The organism is Paraburkholderia sp. NPDC080076 (genome assembly GCF_050281145.1).
In the GTDB taxonomy this organism is placed as follows: domain Bacteria; phylum Pseudomonadota; class Gammaproteobacteria; order Burkholderiales; family Burkholderiaceae; genus Paraburkholderia.
Window position 1 is genome coordinate 554,053 of sequence record NZ_JBNNWQ010000003.1, and the last position, 24,513, is coordinate 578,565.

The following is a 24,513-nucleotide window of genomic DNA, read 5'->3' on the forward strand; positions in this document are numbered from 1 at the left end:
CAGACAAATCAGCGGCTCAAACCGCGACCCACACGTGGCCGTCTTCCACGCGCGCGGCGAACGCACCGACGGAATGCGCCGGTGTTTCGAGGCACTCGCCAGTGCGCAGATCGAAGTGATGCTTGTAGATCGGCGAGGCCACCACGATCCGCTCGCCGAGGCTGCCGATCAATCCGCGCGAGAGCACCGCCGCCTGCGAGCCCGGATCGAAGTTCTCGATCGCGTACACGATGCTGTCCGCGTCGCCCTTGTTTACGTGAAAAACCGCGACCTGTTCGCCGTTGACGAGCGCGCAAACACCCGTGTTGGGCACGATGTCGTCGAGCGGGCAAACCGGCGTCCAGGCGCGTGGCAGGCGATCGTTGTTCATGACGGAAGTCCTCGGTGAATGGTGCGGTTCAATCAAACGGTTTCAACGACAACAGGAATCGCGGCGAGCTTCGAGCGCCGCTCGGCGAGCGTGGCCGGCCGGATCTGGCCACGCTCCTCGACGAAGGCGACGTTGCTGTCCGACTCGCCGCTGTTGACGAAATGACGGAAGCGCTTGCGCGTTTCGGGATCGGTGACGGCCTTCTTCCATTCGCATTCGTAGGTGTCGACCACGTGCTGCATCTCCGACTCGAGTTCACCGGCCACGCCAAGCCGATCGTTGACGACCACGTCGATCAGATAGTCGAGGCCGCCTTTGAGGTTCTCGCGCCACACGCTGGTGCGTTGCAGACGGTCGGCGGTGCGCACGTAGAACATCAGGAAACGGTCGATGTAGCGCATCAGCGTCTCCTTATCGAGGTCCGACGCAAGCAGTTCGGCGTGGCGCGGTTTCATGCCGCCGTTGCCGCATACATAGAGATTCCAGCCCTTCTCGGTCGCGATGATGCCGACGTCCTTGCCCTGCGCTTCCGCGCATTCGCGGGTGCAGCCCGACACGCCGAATTTGATCTTGTGTGGGGTACGCAGGCCCTTGTAGCGGTTTTCGATCTCGACCGCGAGACCCACCGAATCGCCGACGCCGTAGCGGCACCACGTCGAACCGACACACGACTTCACGGTGCGCAGCGACTTGCCGTAGGCGTGGCCAGATTCGAAACCGGCGGCGATCAGTTCTTCCCAGATGAGCGGCAATTGCTCGACGCGCGCACCGAACAGATCGACGCGCTGACCGCCGGTGATCTTCGTGTAGAGGCCGTATTTCTTGGCGACCTGGCCGACCGCGATCAAGCCGTCGGGCGTGACTTCGCCGCCCGCCATGCGCGGCACGACCGAATAGGTGCCGTCACGCTGAATGTTGGCGAGGTAGTAGTCGTTGGTGTCCTGCAGCGAGGCATGCTCCTTCTTCAGCACGAACTCGTTCCAGCAAGACGCGAGCACGCTCGCCACCACCGGCTTGCAGATATCGCAGCCGAGGCCGTGGCCGTGCTTCGCGAGCAATTCGCCGAAGCTGCGCACGCCTTCCACGCGCACGATGTGATACAGCTCCTGGCGCGAGTACGCGAAGTGTTCGCAGACGTGGTTGTTGACCGCGAGCCCCTGCTTCTTCATCTCGGCCTTCATCACCTGCGTGACGAGCGGCACGCAACCGCCGCACGACGTGCCGGCGCTGGTCGCGCACTTGAGCGCGCCGATGTCGGTGGCGCCCGCGCACACGGCGGCGCACAGGTCGGCCTTCGAGACGTTGTTGCACGAACAGATCTGCGCTGAAGCGGGTAAGGCATCGACGCCGAGCGCGGGCTTCGCGTTGCCGTCTGCTTGCGGCAGGATCAGGAATTCAGGCGACGCCGGCAATTCGACGCGGTTCAACATCATCTGCAATAGCGTCCCGTATTCGCCGGCGTCGCCTACCATCACGCCGCCGAGCAGATATTTGCCGCACTCGGACACCACCAGCTTCTTGTAGACCTGCTTGCGTTCGTCGCTGAACTGATAGGCGCGGCTGCCTGGCGTGTTGCCGTGCGCGTCGCCGATGCTCGCCACGTCCACGCCCATCAGCTTGAGCTTGGTGCTCATGTCGGCGCCGGCGAATTCGGCCGTATCACCGAGCAATTGCTTCGCCACCGTGCGGGCCATGTCGTAGCCCGGCGCCACGAGGCCGAACAGTTGACCGTTCCACAGCGCGCACTCGCCGATCGCATAGATGTGCGGATCGCTGGTGCGGCACGCGTTGTCGATCACGATGCCGCCGCGCGGGCCGAGCGCCAGGCCGCTGTCGCGAGCCAGATCGTCACGCGGACGGATGCCCGCGGAGAACACGATCATGTCGGTGTCGAGGTGGCTGCCGTCCGCGAATTGCATGCGGTGCGTGCCCGCTTCGCCGTCGACGATCGCCGTGGTGTTCTTCTGCGTGTGCACCGTGACGCCCAGTTCTTCGATCTTGGTACGCAGCACGCGGCCGCCGCCATCGTCCACCTGTACGGCCATCAGACGCGGCGCGAATTCGACCACGTGCGTTTGCAGACCCATGTCGCGCAGCGCCTTCGCGCATTCGAGACCGAGCAGTCCGCCGCCGACCACCGTGCCTGTCTTCGAACGCGCGCCGCATTCGCGCATCGCTTCGAGGTCGTCGATGGTTCGGTACACGAAGCAATCGGCGCGCTCACGGCCTTGCACCGGCGGCACGAACGGATAGGAGCCGGTCGCGAAGACCAGCTTGTCGTAAGCCAACGTTTCGCCCGTCGATACCGTCACGGTGCGCGCATCGCGATCGATCGCCACGGCCTTCGCGTTCAGCTTGAGCAAAACGTTCTGGCGTTCGAAGAAACCCGGCTCGACCAGCGACAGATCGTCCGCCGTCTTGCCCGCGAAAAACTCGGACAGGTGCACGCGGTCGTAGGCCGGACGCGATTCTTCGCACAGCACCGTGATGTCGAGACCGTGCGCGGCGTCTTGTGCGAGGCACTCGATCAGTTTGTGACCGACCATCCCGTGACCGATAACGATGATTTTCATGACCGCGGTTTCCTCAATGTGCTGGGTTGCGTGCAACGCCGTATGGCATGGGGCGAAAACGAATTCCGGAAATAAAAAACGGCGTCCCGCGAACCCAGTCGATGACTGAATTCGGGGGACGCCGTTGTCCTGACCTGTCCTGCAGCGAGTACTTTGTGTTGCACGCGCGCCGGATCCACGTTGATCCGATGGCAAGGCTTAATGCAAAGCCTGTGCCAGTTACGTGAAATGCTCGCAAAGAGGCCGTGGCGCGGGGCTTTGCGGCCGATGGCACAGCTGCGCGGCGCAGCGCACGCGCGACGCGTTTTGATGCAGCGAGGCACATGGATGGTGCGACGCAGCACCCCGCACGTGCGAGGTGCGGGCCCGCGAACGGTGCGTGGCGCGACTGTTCAAGGCGTTATTCGCGAGGTGTGGCAAGGCGTGAAGCGCACTTCGTTGATGGATGGCGTAGTCCTTGCGTAAGCCGTGGCGAGTTCATGGCGGCAACGCAGCCGCCATGACATGTCGCACACACCGATGCAGACGAAACACAACGTTGTGTTTCGCCGCGCTTGAAGCGAAACAGCAGCACACCAGGCAGTAAACGGACAACGGCGTCCCCTCGTGACCATCACGAGCGGACGCCGTTTTTTTATTTGGCGTCGGCGAAACAGCGATCGCCGGCCGACACTGAAGCGAAGGACACCGTGATAGATACCGCGATGAACACGAATACCGGCAAGGTCACCTTGTTGAGCGCCGGCCCCGGCGAGCTCGATCTGCTCACGCTGAAGGCCGCCAAAGCGCTGGCCGCCGCCGATGTCGTTCTGCTCGACGACCTCGCGAACCCCGAGATCGTGACGCTGGCGCCGCAAGCACGCGTGATTCGTGTGGGCAAGCGCGGCGGCTGCCGGTCGACGCCGCAAGCGTTTATCGAACGCCTGATGCAGCGCTATGCGCTCAAGGGCTTGCACGTGGTGCGGGTGAAAGGCGGCGAAGCGCTGCTGTTCGGACGCGCTGGCGAAGAGCTCGCGGTCTTGCGCGGCGCCGGCATTCCGGTGGAGATCGTCAACGGCATCTCGTCGGGGTTCGCGGCCGCCGCGGGGCTCGGCATCTCGCTCACGCATCGCCGCCATTGCCACGGCGTGAGCTTCGTCACCGCGCACACGGAAGATCACGGCGAGCCGGACTGGGCCGCTTTGGCCGCGACGCGCACCACGTTGGCAATCTATATGGGGATGCGGCGCATCGACAGCATTGCAACCGCGTTGCTCGCGAGTCTGCCGGCCGATACGCCCGCAGCCGTCGTGCAATGGGCCGGTGGCAGCAACGAACGGCGTCTCGTGAGCCGCCTCGATCGGCTCGCCGCGGATGCGACGCGCGCGGGCTTCGGCAGCCCGGCGGTGATTCTGGTCGGCAGCGCGATCGGCGAGAGCGTCGAGCATGCGTGGGCGGGAGATAACGCATGGCGCGACGAAGCAGCCGCGATGCAGGCGGACATGCAGAACGCGCGAGAGGCAATCGCACAGGCCGCCTGATGAGCCGTCTGCGCGCATCTCAACCGCTCAGTTCAAACGCCGGTCGGCAGTCTTGCGACGAAGCACGTGCCCTCTTGCGCGGACGATCTGACTTCGAGCGTGCCGCCATGCGCGCTCACGATCTGCTTGCAGATATAGAGGCCGAGTCCGAGGCCGCCGCCGGGCTTGCTGGTCGCCGGACGCCAGTAGGGTTCGAAAACCTTGCTCAAGCTCTCCGGTGCAATCACGTTGCCGCCGTTCAGGACGCTCAGCACGAGCTCATCGTCTTCGATGCGTGCCCGCACCCGCACCGGAAACTCCGCCGCGCCATGCGTCACCGCGTTGCCGAGCAGGTTCGAAAGCAACTGCTGCACACGGGTGCGGTCGCAGCGCACGCGCGCGGAGATGGCGAGATCGTCGGCGAGCAGCCGATCCGGATTGGCCTCGCGCACTTCGGCGACGACCACCCGCAGCGCCATCGCCAGATCGTCGACGTCGTCGATCGACACGCCGATGCCCGAACCGAGCCGGCCACGCGCGAAATCCATCACGTCGTCGATCAGGCGAGCCATGCGCAAGGTGGTGGACTTCAGGCGCTGGCCGATCTTCACGAGATCGGGCTCGTTCTTGCGCAACGACAGCAGTTCGGCCGTCGCGCTCACCGCCGACAAGGGATTGCGCAGGTCGTGCCCCAGCACGGCGATGAACTGCTCGCGCAGGCTGGAGTTTTCCCGCTCATGGCGCAGCGCGGCCTCGGTGGCCTGGTGGCGGCCTTCGTTGGCGAGCTGGATCGCGATCAGGTCGGCAAATACCTCGAACATGCGCAAGGTGCGCGGATTCGAAACCTCGGCGGGATTCGGGTCGATCGCGCAGAGATTACCGAAATAGCTGCCGTCGGGAAGAATGATCGGCACGGAAATATAACTGCCCAGCTTGTAGATTTGCGCCGTGTGATGGCCGTGATAAACCGGATCCGTGTGGAAATTGTCGATGACGATCGAGGCCCGCGCGGCGCGCGACTCGAAACACAGTGTGGTGTGCAGGTCCAGATCGCCGCCCGCCGCCAGACCGAAGTTCACTTCGTCCTGCACCGCGCACGCCGTCCAGCGCTGCTCCGTGACGCGGGCCACCGCGGCAAAGCCCATGCCGGTGTTCTTGCAGATCATGCGCAGGATGGAAGGCACGGCATCGATACGCTGAACCGCTTCGATATCGCGCGCGATGTCGGCGTCTTCGTCGTTGCCGATCGGTAAATTATTCATAAGAAGCGGGACTGCGCATCCTTGCCGATCTGGCCTGAAAAAACACTTTATCGAGTATCGATTCTATCGGGACTTCAAATTGCTCACTATCAGGAACACAACCTGAGGGAAATCAGATGGCCCATCACCCAGCCGCACGCCTTCTGATCGCTGACGACGACGCGAATTTGCTGGCCGCTTACGTACTCTACTTCAGCGCGCACGGTTTCGAAGTCCGGACCGCGCGCAACGGCCTCGACGCGCTGGCTCAGTATTGCGCATGGCATCCACAGGCCGCGCTGCTGGACGTCGAAATGCCGCGTCTGGACGGGCGCGCGGTGGCACGGCGAATCCGCTACGTGGGCGATGTCCCTGCGCCCACCCTGGTCGCGGTCAGCGGGCTCGAGCGCGCCGAGGAAAAGAGCGAATCGCTGCGCTCGGGCTTCAACCATCACTTCGTCAAGCCGGTGCCGATGCCGGTGATTCTCGCGGCATTGACCGGGCGTGTCCGGCATTAGCCGGTGTTGTCCAGGCAGGTGCCCTGGTTTTGCGCGCAGCTCCCGTGCCCGAGGTTTAACCGGGTTTTACCCCGTCACCGCCCTCAATCGCCGAAGCCCAGTTCCGCTTCCACCGCCTGCCCCACGCGCAGCCACGTCCCGGCCCCGCTCGCGACGAGCGCATTGTTGCCGAACGTGATCGCCCCGTTTCGCTGCGGATTCGCGCGGTAGACGCTCATCGTGTCGGTCGGCTCGTTCGGCCAGTCCGGATCGGGCGCGCCTTTCGCCTGGTCGATGGTCGGCATTGGGCAGCGCGAGCACGGTTTGACCAGTTGCAACTGCACGGCCGCGCCCTCGCCCCCGTCTCCGTCGACGCTCAGCGTCTCCACATAGTCCTCTTCGTACGCATCGAGCCCCGTCAGCACCACGTTGGGACGGAACCGGTCGATCGGAATCGACGGCGCGCCCTTGCCATTCAGGCGCGTGTTCAGATCGTCGAGCGACGCCTGGCCGATCACCAGCAGCGGGAAACCATCGGCGAAATGGGTGGTCGCGCCGCCCACGCTCCCCGTGTAGTCCGGATCGACAATGCGCTCGCGGTCGGGATTGAAGCGCAAGAGCCGCGCGGGCACGCCGAGAAACGTCGAGAACCACGCGGCACACGCCTCGCCGGTGTCGAGCCCGTAAGCGGCGTCGCGCCAGACCTTGGTCTCTACCGCGTGCGACGCCTCGAGCCGCGCGCTTTCCAGCGGCGTGCGCAACTCGCTCATGCCGGGCGCGCGGATCATGAGGTCCTCGGCGCCGATTTCGGCCTTGATCAGCGCCATGCGCGGATACGCGCGCTGCGTGAGCATGGCGCCGGCCGGGTCGGTGACCATCCAGTAGCGGTCGTATTCGAGGCCGGTGGCAAAGAGGCGTGCCTCAGGCAGCGCAATGCCCGCGCAGGATTTGATCGGATAGACGAATAGCTCGCTGATGGTCGGCATGGCGTGGGTATGCACGTGGGGAGCGTGCGCATTCTTGTGTTTGATGCTTGATTGTAAAGCCCTCCGCGCTCATCGTTCCAGCCGGAATGGCGGCCAAACGAGCCGCCAAAGACCGGTCGGGGCGATGCCGCCGTTTCTTCCGGCCGCGCTTGGACGTAAAATCCCCAAGCAAAGCGCTTGGGCAATGACAAGGCCGGCGCCGCGGCATCCGCGCACAATGTGGATCCTGGAAGGCTGCGTGCAATCCGCGCTGTCACCGAACATCAACGCGGCCGCACTCCCGCGCGCCACTGGATAGAACGTGTAGAAGCATCCTTACCATAACCAAACCAGGAAATTCATTATGCTGAGCAAACCCGTGTTGACCGTCGCCGAAACGACCCGCATTCTCGAAGCCGCCCGCGCGGAAGCCGAGAAACACCAGTGGGCCGTCGCCATCGTGGTGGTCGACGATGGCGGCCATCAGCTCGGCATGCTGCGTCTGGACGGCAGCGCGCCGGCCAGCTCGTACATCGCGACCGAAAAGGCGCGCACGTCGGCGATCGGCCGCCGTGAAACCAAGGTATACGAAGACATGATCAACAACGGCCGCACCGCTTTCCTGAGCGCGCCGCTGCAAGGCACGCTGGAAGGCGGCGTGCCGGTGATCGTCGACGGCCAGGTGGTCGGCGCGGTCGGCGTGTCGGGCGTCAAGTCGGATCAGGACGCGCAGATCGCCAAGGCGGGTATTCAGGCCATCGCCGCTTGAGTTTGCGGGTGGTTCGCAAACCGACCAAAGCGGCCGCCATGAAACAAACAAGCTAACCGTTGCACAACGCGGGCCGATGCCCCCTCATCGGCCCCATTCAGATAGATGGAGCAGTCGATGACTCAGATGAACACGCGCGGCGGACTGCAAGTCGCCGCCAACCTCGACCAGTTCGTCGAAACCGAAGCCCTGCCCGGCACCGGAATCGACAGCGCCGCATTCTGGTCGGGTTTCGACGCCCTCGTGCACGAGCTGGCGCCCAAGAACCGTGCGTTGCTCGCCGAGCGCGACCGCCTGCAAACCGAGCTGGACAAGTGGCATCGCGCCAATCCGGGTCCGGTGCGCGATCTGCGAGCGTACCGTGCGTTTCTCGAAGGCATCGGCTATATCGTGCCCGTGCCTGCCAGCGTCAAAGCCACGACCGACAACGTGGACACCGAAATCGCGGAACAGGCCGGCCCGCAACTCGTGGTGCCGCTGTCGAATCAGCGCTATGCGCTGAACGCGGCGAACGCGCGCTGGGGCAGCCTGTACGACGCGCTGTACGGCACCGACGCGATCCCCGAGACGGGCGGCGCGGAAAAGCAGAAGTCTTTCAATCCGGTGCGCGGCGCCGCGGTGATCGCCTATGCCCGCAAATTCCTCGACCAGGCCGCGCCGCTCGCGAACGGCTCGCATGCCGACGCCACGCGCTATAGCGTCGAGGGCGGCAAGCTGATCGTCACGCTGAAGAACGGCACGAGCGAACTGAAGACGCCGGCGCAATTCATCGGCTATCAGGGCGAGGAAAGCGCGCCGTCCGCCGTGCTGCTCAAGCACAACGGCCTGCACTTCGAAATCCAGATCGATGCGAACGATTCGATCGGCAAGACCGATGCGGCGCATGTGAAGGACGTCGTGGTCGAAGCGGCGGTGAGCACGATCATCGACTGTGAAGACTCGGTCGCGGCCGTGGATGCGGACGACAAGGTCCTGCTCTACCGCAACTGGCTTGGCCTGATGACCGGCGACCTGACCGAAGAGGTCACGAAGAATGGCAAGACCTTCACGCGCCGGCTGAACGCCGACCGCGTGTACACCGCCGCGAACGGCACCGCGCCGGTCGTGCTGCATGGCCGCTCGCTGCTGTTCATTCGCAACGTCGGTCATTTGATGACCAATCCGGCGGTGCTGACCAAAGACGGCCACGAGATTCCGGAAGGCATTCTCGACGCGGTCATCACCACGCTGTGCGCGTTGCACGACCGCAAGCACCAGTTGAATTCGCGCACCGGCTCGATCTATATCGTCAAGCCGAAGATGCACGGGCCGGCCGAAGTCGCCTTCGCGAGCGAACTGTTCGCGCGCGTGGAAGACCTGCTGAAGCTGCCGCGCAATACGATCAAGATGGGCATCATGGACGAGGAGCGCCGCACCAGCGTGAACCTGCTCGCCTGTATCGCCGAAGCGTCGGAGCGTGTCGCGTTCATCAACACGGGTTTCCTCGACCGCACCGGCGACGAAATGCACTCGGCCATGGAAGCCGGTCCGATGATGCGCAAGGGCGACATGAAGTCGAGCGCCTGGATCGCCGCTTATGAGCGCAGCAACGTGCTGGTCGGTTTGAGCGCGGGCCTGCGCGGCCGCTCGCAGATCGGCAAGGGCATGTGGGCGATGCCCGATCTGATGCACGCCATGCTCGAACAGAAGATCGCGCATCCGACGGCCGGTGCGAACACCGCATGGGTGCCCTCGCCGACCGCCGCCACGCTGCATGCGCTGCATTACCATCAAGTCGACGTGCAGAAGGTTCAGCGGGAACTGGAACGCACGGAATACGTGACGGTGCGCGACGAACTGCTCGACGGCTTGCTGACGATTCCGGTCGTCGCCGAGGCGAAGTGGAGCGACGACGAGATCCGCAGTGAGATCGACAACAACGCGCAGGGCATCCTTGGCTACGTGGTGCGCTGGATCGATCAGGGCGTAGGCTGCTCGAAGGTGCCGGACATTCACAACGTCGGCCTGATGGAAGACCGTGCCACGCTGCGTATTTCCAGCCAGCACATCGCCAACTGGCTGTATCACGGCGTGGTGAAGCGCGAGCTCGTCGAAGAGACGTTCAAGCGTATGGCGAAGGTGGTCGACGAGCAGAACGCGGGCGACCCGCTCTACAAACCGATGGCGCCGGGCTTCGATACGATCGCGTTCAAGGCCGCGCAGGCGCTGGTGTTCGAAGGACGCCAGCAGCCGAGCGGTTACACGGAACCGCTGCTGCATAAGTTCCGGCTGGAAGTGAAGAAGGAAGTCTGACAGCGGGTTTGCCGGGCCGCGCGTGATGCGCGGGTCGGGTGAAAAAAAGACGGGCGCCGCATGGTTTGCGGCGCCCGTTTTAATGCGCGCGGTGCTGCTGCGCGTTACCTCTGCGTGGTAAGTTCGCAGCGACTAGTGACGCCGCTTAAGCCGCTTCTGCTGCATACTGCGCCGGCACGCCTTCCTGCATATTGGTCTGCATATACGCCTGCAGATAGGCCTCGAATTCCGCCTTCACTTCCGGATGGCGCAGCGCGAATTCCACCGTCGCCTTCAGATAACCAAGCTTGCTGCCGCAATCGAAGCGCGTGCCGAAATAACGATACGCGAGCACCTGCTCCTCGGTCAGCAGCGATTGCACCGCGTCGGTCAATTGCAGTTCACCACCCGCGCCCGGCTTCAATGCGCGGATATGCTTGAAGATGGTCGGCATCAGCACATAACGGCCCACCACGCCGAGATTCGACGGCGCCTTGTCCGGTGCCGGCTTCTCGACGATGCCCGACAGCTTGATCACGTTGTCTTCCCACTCGCGGCCATCCACCACGCCGTACGAGCGGCTGTCTTCGCGCGCGATGGTTTCCACGCCGATCACCGAGCTGTGATAGTGATTGAACGTATCGACGAGCTGGCTCATCACCGGCTTCGAGCTGTGCAGCAGGTCGTCGGCCAGAATCACCGCGAACGGGCTCTCACCCACCAGTTTCTCCGCGCACAGCACCGCGTGGCCGAGGCCGAGCGCTTCGGCCTGACGCACATAGAAACAGTCGACGTTGGCCGGCTTGATGCTGCGCACCAGATCGAGCAGCTTCTGTTTGTTACGCGCCTCGAGTTCGGCTTCGATCTCGTAGGACTTGTCGAAGTGATCTTCGATGGCGCGCTTGCTGCGGCCCGTCACGAAGATCATCTCGGTGATGCCGGCAGCAATCGCTTCTTCGACCGCGTATTGAATCAGCGGCTTGTCGACGATCGGCAGCATTTCCTTAGGACTTGCTTTGGTTGCCGGCAGGAATCGTGTCCCGAGGCCCGCTACGGGAAACACGGCTTTGGTGACTTTCAGCATGGTAGGCATTCCCACATCGGTTAGAAATTGGTGTGTTCGCGGGCCTGGCGGCCAATCGATGTCGCCGGACAGACTAGCAAAAAAATGACGCCAGTCCGTATGTGAAATTTCCTCAATTGGAATAAATAAATCTATTCTTCTTCAATATGCCGCAGCGTGACAAACGTCGGGCAACAATTACGCATTGAAATCGATTTATTTTCCGGCAATTCCGAAAATTTTACATATCCTGACAACTGGCCTTCAGATGCGCCAGGCGCGCCGGCGGATGGATCACGGGCGCGCCTCGCGGCTCTTCAGGCCCGCGTTATTCGTTCTCGTCGAGCTGCGGCAGCTTGCCCGGATTCATCCGAAAACGGCGGATGGGCTCGTTGCGCAGCGCCTCCCGATAGGCGGAGGCAGCGACAAGGATCAGCAGCACGGCAATGCCGGCGAGTAAATGCAGGTTCATGACTTCACCTCGGGTCAAGAGAATCCGTGGCTTAAAGTAGCACGACAAAAGCGGTAAATAATTCGCTGCTGCATCTGCTTATGCTCAATTACAATTCGTCACAAATCGTCAATTAATTCAATTCACCACGCAATTTTTTATCGATTTTTTACCCGCGCTGTGCACTAGCATGTCATGCACCGCAGGCGCGTATGGCGCCCGCGCGAATTCGTTTTTCCTCCGTCAGAATAAGGACCGCGCATGAGCGACTCAGCACTGGATGCCGCCGGCTCATCCCTGCCCCTCCCCCCGCCTCGCACGGCCGCCACGCCGCGCGCCCAGAGCGAAGCGCGCGCCGACAGCGCCGGCAAGGAGCATGTCATCGACGCCATGCGGGGCTTCGCCGCGCTGCTGGTGGCGTATTTTCATTGCCGCCAGGTGGAATGGGTCGGCATGCAGGCGTTTCACCAGAGCGTGGGCCACGCATTCAGTCTGAATTCGATTGCCGCGTATTTGACGTTCCCGATTGCCTGGGGCTCCGCGGGCGTGCCGATTTTCTTCGTGATCAGCGGCTATTGCATTCACCGCGGCGGCGCGCTGCGCCTGGCCGGCAATCCCGCTTACCGGCTCGATACGGGCAATTTCTGGGTGCGCCGCTTTGCGCGCATTTATCCCGTGCTGCTCGCCGCACTGGTGCTGACCTTCGCGCTCGACTGGTTCAGCCTGCAACTGCCGCCCGTCAGTCACAAGATCCGCGAGATCGGCCTGCAGGCTTTCCTCGTCAATCTGTTTTCGCTGCAAGGCGTGGCCGGCAAGACGTTCGGCTCGAACGGCGCGCTCTGGACGCTCTCGCTCGAAGTGCAGTTCTACGCGATCTATCCGCTACTGTTCGCACTGCGCCGGCGCATCGGCATGACCTCCGTGCTGGCGATCGTCGCGGTCATCAACGTGGTGTCCGCCTACGTGCTAGAACGCCACGACATTCAGTTCTTCACGTCGTACTGGTTTTCGTGGACGCTCGGCGCGTGGATCGCCGACGCCCGGGCCCGTCGCGCGCCGCAGGCCCGCTCCTCGGTGTGGCTCTACGCGCTCGCTGCGGGGTTCGTCGCGCTCGGCTGCGCCGCGTTCCATTTCGGCCAGTACGGTGCGTTCCAACTCTGGGCCATCGGCTTCGCGTTCTACCTGTACAAGGCGCTGGAGCGCGGCAACGCGGACCGCGGCCCTGCGTTCGGCACGCGTCTGCTCGGGCGGTTCGGCGATTTCAGCTTCTCGCTCTATCTGATCCATTTGCCGATCTTCGTGCTGCTGTCGTCGCTGCTGTTCCGCTCGTCGCTGCAAATGTCGATCTGGCCGTCGTTCGGCTACATGCTGGTGGCCGTGCCGGTGGCCTATGTGTTCTACCGGCTGGTCGAACTGCCGGCCATGAAATGGTCGGCCAGCTTCAAGCCGAAAGCGGCTTTGAAAAAGGCTTGAACCAAGGCCTCAAAACCACGTGATAAAAAAACGGAGCGAACGTCGTGAGACTTTCGCTCCGCTGCGCCAACGGCAGGGACTGGCCATGTCCCTGCCTACCCCCGCGTAAAAACCTTCCTAAGCCGTTTTCGGCCCCGCCACGCGCTTCAGAATCCGCTCGACACCCTCGACATAGGTTGCGGTGCCGAACCGGCTCAGCGCCGTCTGATAGCCGTTCCTGACCAGCCGGTTGCGCAGTTCGTCGTTCGAGCGCAATTCAGCGAGCGCGTCGGCAAGGCCGTGCGCGTCCCCCGGCGTGCACAGCACGCCGTTCTCGTAATCGTCGATGATCTCCAGCACGCCGCCCGCGCGTGCCGCCACCACCGGCCGCTGCGCCAGCATGCCTTCGACGATCACGCGGCCGAACGGCTCCGGCGTGATCGACGTATGCACGACCGCATCGACCGCGCACATGCAGGCCGCGATATCGTGCTGGAAGCCGAGAAAATGCACACGGCCGCCGAGGTTGTGTGCGGCGACGAACGCGTGCAGTTCGATCTCGTACTGGTCCTCGCCAAAGAGCGGCGCGCCCACCAGCACCGCATGCATCTGCGGGTTGAGCACCATCGCTTCGAGCAGCACGTGCTGCCCCTTCCAGCGTGCGAGGCGGCTGAACGAGCCGACCAGAAACGCATCCTCAGGCAAGCCGAGGCGCTTGCGCAGCGTCGCTTGGGGCACCGGGCGCAAGGCGTCGAACGGCGCGGCGGAAATGCCGTTGAACACCACGTCGATGCGTTTTTTGTCGAACTGCGTGAGCTCGGCGAATGCGCGCGCCGACGCGGCAGAATTGGCGATCACATGCGTGAGGCCCAGACGCGCGCACCATTTGATGATCGCCAGTTGCTTGCCGCCGAAATGCTCGGGGCTCACGATATCGCGCAGATGCCAGACCACCGGGCGCCGCGCCAGCTTGCCTGCGATCGCGCCGATCACCATCGCGCGCTGGGTGTTCGCGTAGATCACGTCGGCCTTGCGCGCGCGTTTGGCCGTGGCGCGCACGAGCGACAGCAGGCCCTTGAGCGCCTGACCCTTCGGCAATGAACCGCCCTGCTTGCGAACATGGCGCAGCGCGCCCGCATCCAGCACGTCGACGGCCACGCCCGCTTTGGCGAGCGCGGTGCGGAACGGGCCGTCGTCGAACAGCACGACCTCGATGCGCGAGCGCAACGCCTTGACGATTTCCAGCAGCGACAGTTCGGCGCCGCCGAGCACGCCGCTTTGATCGACGGCCAGAATGCGCGGACCGTTCGCAACGGTTGGCGCTTTGTATGGCACGTACGGCGGCAGCGTCGCCGTGCGCAACGCCGGCACGGCCGCCCGCACATGCGCGAAGAAGCGTTCGCGGAAATGGGCGGCGGAGAACTGCTCGGCGTTCGCGCGGCAATCCACCGGCGAAAAACGCTTCACGTGGCCGTCGAAACGCTCGACCGCCGCGATGATCGACTCGGCGTTCTGTTCGTCGAAGAACATGCCGGTGGGCCGCGGCTCGGACAGATCACGCACGGTTTCGAGCGCGCCGCCCTTGCCGTAGGCGATCACCGGCGTGCCGCACGCCTGCGCTTCGACCACCGAAATGCCGAAGTCTTCTTCCGCGGCGAACACGAAGGCCTTGGCGCGGCTCATCCGGTCCTTGAGCACCTTGAACGGCTGATAGCCCATGATCTCCACGTTCGGCCCCGCTTTCGCGCGGATCTTCTGCATGTCGGGACCGTCGCCGATCACGACGAGCTTGCGCTGCGGCATGCGCGCGAACGCCTCGACGATCAGATCGATCTTCTTGTACGGCACCATGCGCGAGGCGGTCAGATAAAAGTCGTCCTTCTCGGTGCAGAGCGCGAAGGCTTCGACATCGACCGGCGGAAAGATCACCTGCGCATCGCGCTGATAGACCTTCTTGATGCGCCGCGCGATGAACTCGGAATTGGCGACGAAGCCATCCACCGCATTCGAGGTGCGGATATCCCAGTTGCGCATGTAGTGCAGAATCAGCCGCGCCATGGCCGACTTCGGGCCGCTGGTCAGCTTCGACTGCTTGAGATATTGATGCTGCAAGTCCCACGCATAGCGGATCGGCGAATGCACGTAGCTGATATGCACCTGGTCGGGGCCGGTCAGAATGCCCTTGGCGACCGCGTGGCTGCTCGAAATCACCACGTCGTACGCGGACACGTCGAGCTGTTCGATCGCGAGCGGCATCAACGGCAGATACGAGCGGTACTTGGTGCGCGCGAGCGGCAGCTTCTGGATGAACGAGGTCGTGACGGACTTGCCGCGCAGAAAGCTGCGGTCGTCGAGAAAATCGACGAGACTGAACAGATCCGCGTCTGGAAAGCACGCGACGATCTGTTCGAGCACCTTCTCCGCCCCTGCATAGGTGACGAGCCAGTCGTGCACGATCGCAACGCGCACTGTTTTATCGGCGCGCAACGCGGCGCGCCGCGGTGGCGCCTGAACGCCGGGAACGGTGGTGAGTTCGGCCAGTGCGCTGCGCGTCGCGGGTTGCAGCACGGCTTCTTCAAGGACTTCGTGGTTCATGCGCTTTTCCTCGGATTCAGTCGCAACAGCAGTGAACGCGCAAGATCGCGCAAGGCGGGTGTCATCGTGATCGACCAGGCGACATTCGCGCCTACCATCAATACGCCGGCAACAATCGCCATTGCGAGACTCGGCAGGAAGCTGGCGAGCCACAGGCTGGCCAGCAGAAAGGCAAGGTGGGCGAGCATGTCGAGCGCGATCTGCTTCGCGCGAATCGCCGACAGGCGCAGCAACACGGCGTAGTCGAACAGCGCCCGGCCGGCCACGGCCACCGCCGCGCCGGTCAGGCCGAAATGCGTGATGCCGAACCACAATGCCCCTGCAAACAGGGGCAATTCGAACAAACCGACGCGCGCGGCCGTGGCCGGATTGACCTGCGACTGGATCAGAATCCGCGTGACGTTCGCCTGGCCGACGAGCCACACGGCGACGATCATGATGCGGCCCACCGGCGCCGCCACGGTGGCGATCTCGTTGCCGACCCACAGGTGCAGGAACGGCTCGAGCACCAGCATCGCGACCAGCGCGACGGGTGTGAACACACCGTTGAGAAATTCGAGCGACTGCTGGGTGATGGTGTCGGCGTCGGCGCGTCCGACTGCGGAGAGCCTTGGAAACAGCGTGCGCACCAGCGCCGTCGGTACGATGTTCAGACGCGTCACGAGGTTTTGCGGCACCGTGTAATACGTGACGAAACGCGCGCCGAGACTGGTGCCGAGCATCACGCGATCGAGCGAGTCGGCGATCATGGTGGTGACGCTCGCAATCAGCATCCAGCCACCGAAATTGAAAAGCCCCTTCGCCACGCCGAATTGCGGCGGCAGAATGCGGCGTATCTCCAGCACTTTCACCGCGGAGCGGCCCAGCAGCAGCGCGGCCACGATCCGCGCGAACACCGCTGCGGCCAGCACGTTCTGCAAGGTCGCGCCCATCCACAGCGCGGCGCCGAGCGGCAGCAACTGGAACAGAAACGTGCCGATGGTCTGATTGGTGTTATAGACGCCGAAGCGTTCCGCGCCGTTGATCGCGCCCGCGAACACCCACGACACGTTGGCGATCGGAATCGCCACCGCGAGCCACGGCAGCGCCATATACACCTCGTGCTGCAATTCGGGCGACACCTTGGTGAAATACGCGGTGTAGAGAAACGCGCCGAAATAGATGATCAATCCGCCGATCACGCCGGTCGCGAGATTGAGCCAAGTCGCGCTCCAGAACACACGTGCGCTCTCGTCCTTGTCGCCGCTTGCGCGCGCCTTCGAGATGTGATTCTGCGCGGCCATGCTCATGCCGAGATCGAGAATCCCGAAGTAGCCGATCAGCGTCCACACGAGGCTGATCACGCCGTAGCGCTCGACGCCGAGCAGCTTGATATACGACGGCACGGTCACGAGCGAGACGAAAGTCGGCAGCACCAGCCCGAAAAAGTTGATCGCTACGTTCTTGAGAATGCCTTTGTCCATCGGATGCCTTGAGTTGACTGCATTACCTGGGATGGCTGATTACCTGCGAAGCGCTGAGCGCCGTCACGGTTTCCAGCGGTACATCATCACTTTGCCGCGCGCGTCTTCCTCGACGAACACGAGGTACTCGCCGTTGGCGCGCTTCGCGGCGCTGATGCCGTTCGGCACATCGACCCAGCCCGACGCGCCGCCCACTTCCGGGCCCGGCCGGATCACGCCGATCTCCTTGCCGCTGTCCTTGTCCCACACGTGCACCGCGCCAACCGGCTCGACGCCGAAAATGTATTGGCCTTCGACCGTGAGGCCGATGATGGTGGCGATGGGTTTGCTCTGCGTCTGCCACGGCAGCGTGATCGCATAGCGCTGCACCGGATTGCCGCTCGACCATTTGTCGTAGCGCACCAGCACGCGGCCCACTTCTTTCCAGAAGCCGCGATCGACCGGCGTGTCGGGCGTGTAGCCCGTCACGTACATCGTGTCGGTGTCGGGGTCGTAAATCGCACGGTGCAATTCCGTGAACGGTTGCGGCACCGGGTACTGCGTCATGTTCGAATACGAGTAGACCGGATTGCCCTTCGCATCCAGCCCGCCGAAGCGGAAGCGATAGATGCCCTTGGTATCGCGCGTGCGCCAGATGTCGCCGGCGGTGTCGACCCACCAGCCCCAGCCGCCCGCGAGTTTCGTGCCGCTCGTATTGAGCGTGAATTCGTCGGTGTTGAACTTGCCGTCGCCGTTCGCATCGCGCCAGATCCAGTCGCCGCCCGGCGGCGCATTCGGCACCTTGGCCACCGCGCGCTCGCGTCCCGCGATAAAGCCGGAAGGAATCGCCGTTTCGCCGTCGTGCTGCGGGTCGAAGCGATAGATCTTCAGATGGTCCGCGTACATGTCCGTGAGATACAGGAAAGTGCGGCCCTTCAGTTTGCGGGCGATCGGCAGACCCGGATACTGATCGGTGTGAAACACCGGATCGTCCGGATACCTGAAGCGGTTCGACAGAAAGCCCGCGTATTTCCAGTCCTGTCCCGCGGGCTTCGACAGATCGAGTTCGAAGCGCTTATTACCCGTATAGACGCTGTCCGGCCGCGACGGATCGATCCACGCGCTGTCGACGAACAGCAGCCCCTGCACCTGCCAGTTCTGCTTGCCGTCGGGCGCATAGCTTTCGAGCGTCGCTCCGAGACCCGCGCCGATCGGCTCGTAACGCGGACCAATCCCGTTGGTCGACACGTACACGTTGCCGCGCGCATCCACGCCCACGCCGGTCAGGCCGTTGAAACGCTGCGGGCCCGGCTTGCCGGCGACGCCGCTGAAAATGCCGCCGCGCTCGCCTAGCGAACCCGACTCGGCATAACGGCCGTTGTTCTTGCTGAAATACAGCACCTGCTGACGCGGACCGTTATCCGCGATCAGGATGCGGCCTTGTGCATCGACCGCGATATCCACCGCGATCGTTCCGGCAGGCAGCGTGAAGTTTTCGTCGATGCGTTTGCCCGCGGCCGTGTAGTGCTCGACATGCGGCTCACGGTCGTTGCGCGTGCCGCTCAACACCCACAGCGTGCCGTCCGGCGCCAGCGCGAGTCGGCCCGGCTCATGCACGCTCCAGGTGGTTTTCTGCTGCATCGATTCCGCGTCGTACACCTCGATACGATCGCGCGCGGTGTTCGCCGCGAACAACGTGGTGTCGTTCGCCGCGAGGCCGCCGATCTCCGCGCTCGTGCCGGTCGGCACTTCGTTCATCATCAGGAAGCCGGCCGCCAGTTGCGCGTGCGGGTCGGCGCTTTTCGCGGCGGGCTGGAACGGCGCGGCGCGTTTCGGATCGGCGATCTGCCGGCGCGAGATGCCGAACCATTGCTTGCCCTTTTCGGGCCACACGCCCTGCTCGACGAGGCGCCCCTTCTCGTTGCCGACCGCGATCGCAACGAACGCGTACTTGCGATTCACCGCGACCGCGTTGCCGCCGCCGTTGCCCCAGCCATGCGTGCCGCCCGCGAAGCCGAGCATCTTGCCGTTCTGATAGACGCTCGCTTCAGCGCCGCTTTCGTCCCACGGCGCGTTCGTATAGACCTTGCCGTCCGGCGCCACCGCAATCGCGGTGATGTTGATCTGCGCCCAGGTGCCGTCGCCGAAACCGAAGGTATTGCCGATCCACGACGTTTTCGCGTTCAACGCGGTTTCCGCATGAGCCGTGAAACTGGCCGATCCCGCAGCCAGTCCGACGGCACACGCAAAGACAGCGAGCCAGCTTTTGAACGTGAAACGGGGCAAAGGTATTTCCTCCAATCAGCGCCGCGCGCGGGCAATAAGGCTCGCGCGGAAACACAACTCAATGAAATGACGCTACGAATCGCGGCCGATCTCGTGATGCAAACCGCTAGAAGCCGTGCAAGGACATGAGACAGATTCGTGCGGAACGGGGCACGGACCGAGCGTCGTCGACGGGACGGCCAACCCAAGTCCGGGGGCCCGGCGGCAAGCAACGCGCGCAGCCCACGCGCCCTCCTTGGCCACCCAATCCGCACGGCTCACATTACGCGGAAAAAACACCGCGACGAAAATCGAAAATAATTCAAAAATATTCGACGCCTTAAGCGTTGTGAAAGAAAACCATTAAAAATGGATTAAAACGAAATCAAGTACGGCGCACATCCGCACGCTCCCCTCGGCACCCATCCTTACCGATGCGCAGCAACGCGATCCGCACTTATTACATATCCCGTCATCCGTCCGGCACAAGCATAAAAATCCATTGCGAATGGATAACGAAACACCCTGTTGCAATCTGATTCATTTATCCAATTCATTCCCGTTTTTTCACGATTTTATTTTCCCTAGAATCGATTGCACTTCCGTTGCGATGCGAAGCGAGCGCGCCTGTTCCCCGGAACCCTCGCGCGATCCTTCGCCCGGCCCATCTGCTTCACACCATGGACGGTTCATGACTGCCAGCGCACTGCCCTTAGCGCCTTCCCACTCCCGCCGCATCGTGCAGCTCGACGGCTTGCGCGCCATCGCCGTGCTTGCCGTGTTCGCGCAGCACGCGTTAAAAGCGCCGCTGTGGATGGGCGTCGATCTGTTTTTTGTTTTGAGCGGCTTTCTGATTACCGGCATCCTGCTCGAGCGCAAAGCGCGTCAGCAGTCGTATTTCGGCTATTTCTACGCACGCCGCGCGCGCCGCATCCTGCCGCCGTACGTGCTGCTGATGTTGGTGTCGTCGATTCTGTTCGGCCTCGGCTGGGCGCAGCACTGGCAGTGGTACGCGTTCTTCGCGACCAATATCGGCGACGCGCTCAATCAGAGCGGTCACGACAGTCTGAACGTGCTGTGGTCGCTCGCCGTCGAAGAGCAGTTCTACATTGTCTGGCCGTTCGTGATCCTGCTCGTGCCCGAGCGCGTGCTCGGCTACGTGGCCGCCGCGTTGATCCTGCTGGTGCCCGTGCTGCGCGCGGTGGCCACGCCCTGGTTCGATTCGTTCTGGCCGATCTATTACCTGACGCCGTTCCGCATGGACCTGCTCGCAGCCGGCGCGCTGCTGGCGGTGGCCGTGCGGCGTGACCGTCATGCGCTCGAGCCTTACAAAGGCGTCGCCGTGCTGGGATTGGTCGCGGCGCTGGCGGTACTCGCGTGGCTGCATCTGCACTTTCCCCGCTTTCGCGCGGCCAATACGCCGCTCTCAAACGCCGGGCTCTACAGCGTTTCGTTGGTTCTTTGTACTTCCGTCGTGGTCATCGCCCTGCAAAGCAAGGGCATCGTCAAACGGCTGCTGTGCAATCCCGTGCTGGTTTATATCGGCACCATCAGCTACACGATTTATCTGATTCACCTGAGCGTGCTGTACGCGCTGTGGCCGCTGCATCTGAACCGCTTCGTGACCGCCGCGCTCGCGCTCGCGATCACGCTCGTCTACGCCACCGTCACGTGGTTCGCGTTCGAGAAGCGCCTGATTTTCGGCTCGGCGGGCAACGCGCATGCGCCGACGCAGGCCGCCAACGGCGGCGGTGTCAGCACCGCGCCGCAAGCGCCGCAAAGCCGCGCATGAAGTGGATGAAGCGCCGTGCACGGCTCGCTGCAAGCGCATGCGCCGCGGCATCACTCATCGCATCCGCCGTGTTCGCCGCGGCGCCGGGCCCGCGATCGCAAGTGCTGATCGAGGCCTACGGCGACTCGACGACGCTCGGCATTACCTGCAGCGGCGGCCATTGCGGTCCGCAGGCGCAAAACGCCGTGGCGTACCTGCAGGATGAATTGCAGGCGCGGCACGGCGAACGGGTGCTGGTCACGAACTACGGCGTGGGCAACACGATGGCGACGCAGCTGCGCGACGGCACGGGCAATCGCCGCGCCGGCCCGACGGCCGGCTTGCCGTGGCAGGAACGGCTCGCCGCCTCGCCCGCGCAGATCGTACTGATCAACTACGGCATCAACGAAGTGATGCAGAACCAGACGCCCGAGCAGTTCTACACGGCCGAAACGACGCTCGTGAAAACCGCTCGCGCGCTCGGCAAGCAGCCGGTTCTGCAGACCGCGAACCCGATGCCCGACAACCGGCTCAACGCGCGGCTCGCGACGATGGTCGCCATGACGCGCCGCGTGGCCGCCGAGCAGCAGGTGCCGCTCGTCGACCAGTTCGCCTACATCGGCAGTCTGCCGGACTGGAAGACGCTGATGTCCGACGGCGCGCATCCCAAGCCGGATTTGTACCGGCTGAAGGCCGAACAGGATTTTCAGGTCGTCGAACCGTTGGTGCGGCGGCTGTTGGACGGCACGCCCTGAAACGCTTTTTCAAGTGCGTTTCGTGCATTGGGTGCATTGGATGCTTTTTGATGCTTGCGAAACGTGCTTCTGAGATGCGCTTCCGAGTGTGCCGATGAAATGCGCCCTAGCCGGCGCGACTGCTTTTTCTTTTTCTCTTTTAACAATCTCGAAGGCAAGCTATGAGCCAACCACGCAAAGCGATCATCACCGGCGTATCCGGACAGGACGGCGCCTATCTGACCAAACTGCTGCTCGACAAGGGCTATATCGTGACCGGCACTTACCGGCGCACGAGCTCCGTCAATTTCTGGCGCATGCGTGAGCTCGGCGTGCTCGATCATCCGAATCTGCGTCTGGTCGAACACGATCTGACCGACCTCGGCTCGACGCTGCGCCTGCTCGAAGGCGCGCAAGCCGATGAGCTGTACAACCTCGCCGCGCAAAGCTTCGTGGGTGTGTCGTTCGACCAGCCGGTGACCACCGCCGAAGTGACCGGCATCGGCGCGCTGAATCTGCTGGAAGGCATCCGTATCCTCAATCCGAAGACGCGTTACTACCAGGCGTCGACGTCGGAAATGTTCGGCCTCGTGCAGGCCGTTCCGCAACGCGAAGACACGCCCTTCTATCCGCGCAGCCCGTATGGCGTCGCCAAGCTGTTCGCGCACTGGTCGACCATCAACTATCGCGAGTCGTATGGCCTCTTTGCGAGCAGTGGGATTCTGTTCAATCACGAATCGCCGCTGCGTGGCCGCGAATTCGTCACCCGCAAGATCACCGACACCGTCGCCAAGATCAAGCTCGGCAAGCAGGACGTGCTCGAACTCGGCAACCTGAGCGCCAAGCGCGACTGGGGCTTCGCGCTCGAATATGTGGAAGGCATGTGGCGCATGCTGCAAGCCGACGAACCGGACACCTTCGTGCTCGCCACCGGCCGCACCGAAACGGTCCGCGATTTCGTGCGCATGGCGTTTGCGGCAGCGGGCTATCAGCTCGAATGGTCGGGCAAGGAAGAGCGCGAATCCGGTATCGACGTCGCCACCGGCAAGACGCTGGTGCGCGTGAATCCGAAGTTCTATCGCCCGGCCGAAGTGGACCTGCTGATCGGCTGCGCTGACAAGGCTCACGAAAAACTCGGCTGGAAGCCGGAAACCACGCTGGAGCAGTTGTGCCACATGATGTTTCATGCGGATCTCGGACGTAACGAGCATCACGAGACGTTCTGATCCCCTACGAAGATGCGCGGCCGCGGTCGCGTATCTTCCATGCAAAAAAAGACGCGGAGCCTGATCCTGATGATCGAGGCTCCGCGTCTTTTTTATTTCATCGTGCCACGAGCGTAGTTCACGTCTGGCTCAGTGCACCCCGCCCGCCGCAATCGCCTCGCTATACACCGAAGCCACCCGCTTCGCGATCACCGAGTTATCGAAGTTCTCGCGCGCATAGCGGCGGCATGCATCGGCATCGGGCAATTTCAGCGTGCCGTTGAGCGCGCCCGCGAGTCCATCCGCGATGGCTTTAGCGCCCGTCTCCGCCAGCACCAGATTCGGCGACAAACCCGCCACCGCCTCAGGCAAGCCGCCCACGGGCGTGACCAGTACCGGCGTACCCGAGGCCAGCGACTCGACGGTGATGAGGCCAAAGCCTTCCAGCGCCACCGTCGGCACGACGCTGATATTCGCCGCGCGGTACAGCGCCGCCAGATGCTGGTCGGGCACGAAACCCAGCAGCTTCACGTTGTCCTCCAGACCCGCCTCGGTGATGCGCGCCTGCAGTTCGCCCTCGAGCCGCCCTTTGCCGGCGATCAGCAGCAACACATCCGGCGAGCTGCGCTTGAGCAGCTTCACCGCATCGATCAGATCCTCGAGACCCATGCGGCGCACCAGCCGCCGCACCGCCAGCACGATCGGCCGGTCTTGCGGCAATTGCAGCTTCAGACGCGCCTCGGCGGGCGAGATCGGCAGATTGAACTGCTCGACATCGACGCACCCGGGCACCACGCGCACACGGTCCGGCGCGATGCGATAGCGCGAGGTCAGAATCTTGCCGAACGCCTCGGACAACACGATCAGCCGCGACGAGCGCGCATAGACCGATTGTTCCAGATAGCGCTTGGCGCGCTGGCCGAGCGAATCGGCGCCTTCCACGTGACTCTCGTCGGCCCACGGCCCCTGAAAGTGCGAGACCTGCGGTATGCCGCGCGTCACGTCGAGACCCGGAAAGGTATAGAGCGCGAAGTGCGAGGAAATCACGTCGGGGCGCGACGTGCTGATTTCCTGGCGCAGTGCGCGGCGCGCCGCCATCAGCCGCAAAGGCAGCGATTGCGCGGCGGAGCCGAAGCCGTTGATCGCGCCGCCGGTGTCGGCGGCCACTTTGGGCGAGCCGGCCACTACGCCGCGCACCGCGACGCCCGCGCCAGGCAACGCGCCGACCAGCGAGTAGTACATGCGGTCGAGGCCGCCCGCGCGCTCGGGGAACCAGTGCATCCCGATCTGCAGCGATTTGATAGAACTCGTCGTCATGGTTGTGACCCCTGTGCGTTTTGAGAGTTGTGA

At 63.4% G+C, this 24,513-nt stretch carries 18 protein-coding genes; 8 read left to right on the top strand and 10 right to left on the bottom strand.

Features of this window, described 5'->3' with window-relative positions:
* Positions 1–16 precede the first annotated feature (16 nt).
* Complete coding sequence (nirD, locus tag ACQKRQ_RS14775) at positions 17–370, bottom strand: nitrite reductase small subunit NirD (RefSeq protein ID WP_132374631.1); 354 nt, start codon at positions 368–370, stop codon at positions 17–19.
* A gap of 32 nt (positions 371–402) precedes the next feature.
* Positions 403–2,943: a nitrite reductase large subunit NirB gene (gene nirB / locus ACQKRQ_RS14780; RefSeq protein WP_427477805.1), complete on the bottom strand. Its 2,541-nt coding sequence runs from the start codon at positions 2,941–2,943 to the stop codon at positions 403–405.
* Between the two features lie 704 nt (positions 2,944–3,647).
* On the opposite strand from nirB, the gene cobA reads away from it, so the two are divergent.
* Positions 3,648–4,463 carry a uroporphyrinogen-III C-methyltransferase gene (cobA, locus tag ACQKRQ_RS14785; RefSeq protein ID WP_408313067.1) on the top strand — a complete coding sequence of 272 codons (816 nt, stop codon included), beginning with the start codon at positions 3,648–3,650 and terminating at the stop codon, positions 4,461–4,463.
* 32 nt (positions 4,464–4,495) lie between these two features.
* On the opposite strand, the gene ACQKRQ_RS14790 is transcribed toward cobA, so the two are convergent.
* On the bottom strand, positions 4,496–5,704 hold the full coding sequence (locus ACQKRQ_RS14790; RefSeq protein WP_427477807.1) for a GAF domain-containing sensor histidine kinase: 1,209 nt from the start codon (positions 5,702–5,704) through the stop codon (positions 4,496–4,498).
* Between the two features lie 116 nt (positions 5,705–5,820).
* On the opposite strand from ACQKRQ_RS14790, the gene ACQKRQ_RS14795 reads away from it, so the two are divergent.
* Positions 5,821–6,201: a response regulator gene (locus ACQKRQ_RS14795; RefSeq protein WP_132374635.1), complete on the top strand. Its 381-nt coding sequence runs from the start codon at positions 5,821–5,823 to the stop codon at positions 6,199–6,201.
* Positions 6,202–6,284: 83 nt separating this feature from the next.
* On the opposite strand, the gene ACQKRQ_RS14800 is transcribed toward ACQKRQ_RS14795, so the two are convergent.
* Complete coding sequence (locus ACQKRQ_RS14800; protein WP_427477809.1) at positions 6,285–7,166, bottom strand: MOSC domain-containing protein; 882 nt, start codon at positions 7,164–7,166, stop codon at positions 6,285–6,287.
* A gap of 343 nt (positions 7,167–7,509) precedes the next feature.
* Here ACQKRQ_RS14800 and ACQKRQ_RS14805 point away from each other — a divergent pair, with 343 nt between their 5' ends.
* Positions 7,510–7,914 carry a heme-binding protein gene (locus ACQKRQ_RS14805; protein WP_132374637.1) on the top strand — a complete coding sequence of 135 codons (405 nt, stop codon included), beginning with the start codon at positions 7,510–7,512 and terminating at the stop codon, positions 7,912–7,914.
* A 117-nt stretch (positions 7,915–8,031) separates the two neighbouring features.
* On the top strand, positions 8,032–10,206 hold the full coding sequence (locus tag ACQKRQ_RS14810) for a malate synthase G (RefSeq protein WP_427477811.1): 2,175 nt from the start codon (positions 8,032–8,034) through the stop codon (positions 10,204–10,206).
* 145 nt (positions 10,207–10,351) lie between these two features.
* On the opposite strand, the gene galU is transcribed toward ACQKRQ_RS14810, so the two are convergent.
* A complete protein-coding gene (galU, locus tag ACQKRQ_RS14815) occupies positions 10,352–11,269 on the bottom strand; it encodes a UTP--glucose-1-phosphate uridylyltransferase GalU (RefSeq protein WP_427477813.1) in 918 nt (305 codons plus the stop codon).
* Positions 11,270–11,576: 307 nt separating this feature from the next.
* Positions 11,577–11,720, bottom strand: a complete 144-nt coding sequence (locus ACQKRQ_RS14820) for a hypothetical protein (RefSeq protein WP_165923841.1) — start codon at positions 11,718–11,720, stop codon at positions 11,577–11,579.
* A 240-nt stretch (positions 11,721–11,960) separates the two neighbouring features.
* Between ACQKRQ_RS14820 and ACQKRQ_RS14825 the strand changes: the two genes are divergently transcribed.
* Entirely contained in the window at positions 11,961–13,172 is a 1,212-nt protein-coding gene (locus ACQKRQ_RS14825) for an acyltransferase family protein (protein ID WP_427477815.1), read from the top strand.
* A 117-nt stretch (positions 13,173–13,289) separates the two neighbouring features.
* On the opposite strand, the gene ACQKRQ_RS14830 is transcribed toward ACQKRQ_RS14825, so the two are convergent.
* The 3 genes from ACQKRQ_RS14830 to ACQKRQ_RS14840 form a co-directional block, all read right to left on the bottom strand.
* The gene (locus ACQKRQ_RS14830; protein WP_427477817.1) at positions 13,290–15,746 is read right to left on the bottom strand and encodes a glycosyltransferase family 4 protein; all 2,457 of its coding nucleotides are present in this window, start codon (positions 15,744–15,746) and stop codon (positions 13,290–13,292) included.
* Complete coding sequence (locus ACQKRQ_RS14835) at positions 15,743–17,209, bottom strand: flippase (RefSeq protein ID WP_132374642.1); 1,467 nt, start codon at positions 17,207–17,209, stop codon at positions 15,743–15,745. Before ACQKRQ_RS14835 ends, ACQKRQ_RS14830 begins: the two co-directional genes overlap by 4 nt.
* Before the next feature lie 63 nt (positions 17,210–17,272).
* Complete coding sequence (locus ACQKRQ_RS14840) at positions 17,273–19,474, bottom strand: hypothetical protein (RefSeq protein WP_427477819.1); 2,202 nt, start codon at positions 19,472–19,474, stop codon at positions 17,273–17,275.
* A 670-nt stretch (positions 19,475–20,144) separates the two neighbouring features.
* On the opposite strand from ACQKRQ_RS14840, the gene ACQKRQ_RS14845 reads away from it, so the two are divergent.
* The 3 genes from ACQKRQ_RS14845 (at position 20,145) to gmd (ending at position 23,184) form a co-directional block, all read left to right on the top strand.
* On the top strand, positions 20,145–21,245 hold the full coding sequence (locus ACQKRQ_RS14845) for an acyltransferase family protein (RefSeq protein WP_427477820.1): 1,101 nt from the start codon (positions 20,145–20,147) through the stop codon (positions 21,243–21,245).
* Between the two features lie 5 nt (positions 21,246–21,250).
* The gene (locus ACQKRQ_RS14850) at positions 21,251–21,979 is read left to right on the top strand and encodes an SGNH/GDSL hydrolase family protein (protein WP_427478345.1); all 729 of its coding nucleotides are present in this window, start codon (positions 21,251–21,253) and stop codon (positions 21,977–21,979) included.
* Positions 21,980–22,140: 161 nt separating this feature from the next.
* Positions 22,141–23,184 carry a GDP-mannose 4,6-dehydratase gene (gene gmd / locus ACQKRQ_RS14855; RefSeq protein WP_427477822.1) on the top strand — a complete coding sequence of 348 codons (1,044 nt, stop codon included), beginning with the start codon at positions 22,141–22,143 and terminating at the stop codon, positions 23,182–23,184.
* A 129-nt stretch (positions 23,185–23,313) separates the two neighbouring features.
* On the opposite strand, the gene ACQKRQ_RS14860 is transcribed toward gmd, so the two are convergent.
* Positions 23,314–24,480, bottom strand: a complete 1,167-nt coding sequence (locus ACQKRQ_RS14860; protein WP_427477824.1) for a glycosyltransferase family 4 protein — start codon at positions 24,478–24,480, stop codon at positions 23,314–23,316.
* Positions 24,481–24,513 lie beyond the last annotated feature (33 nt).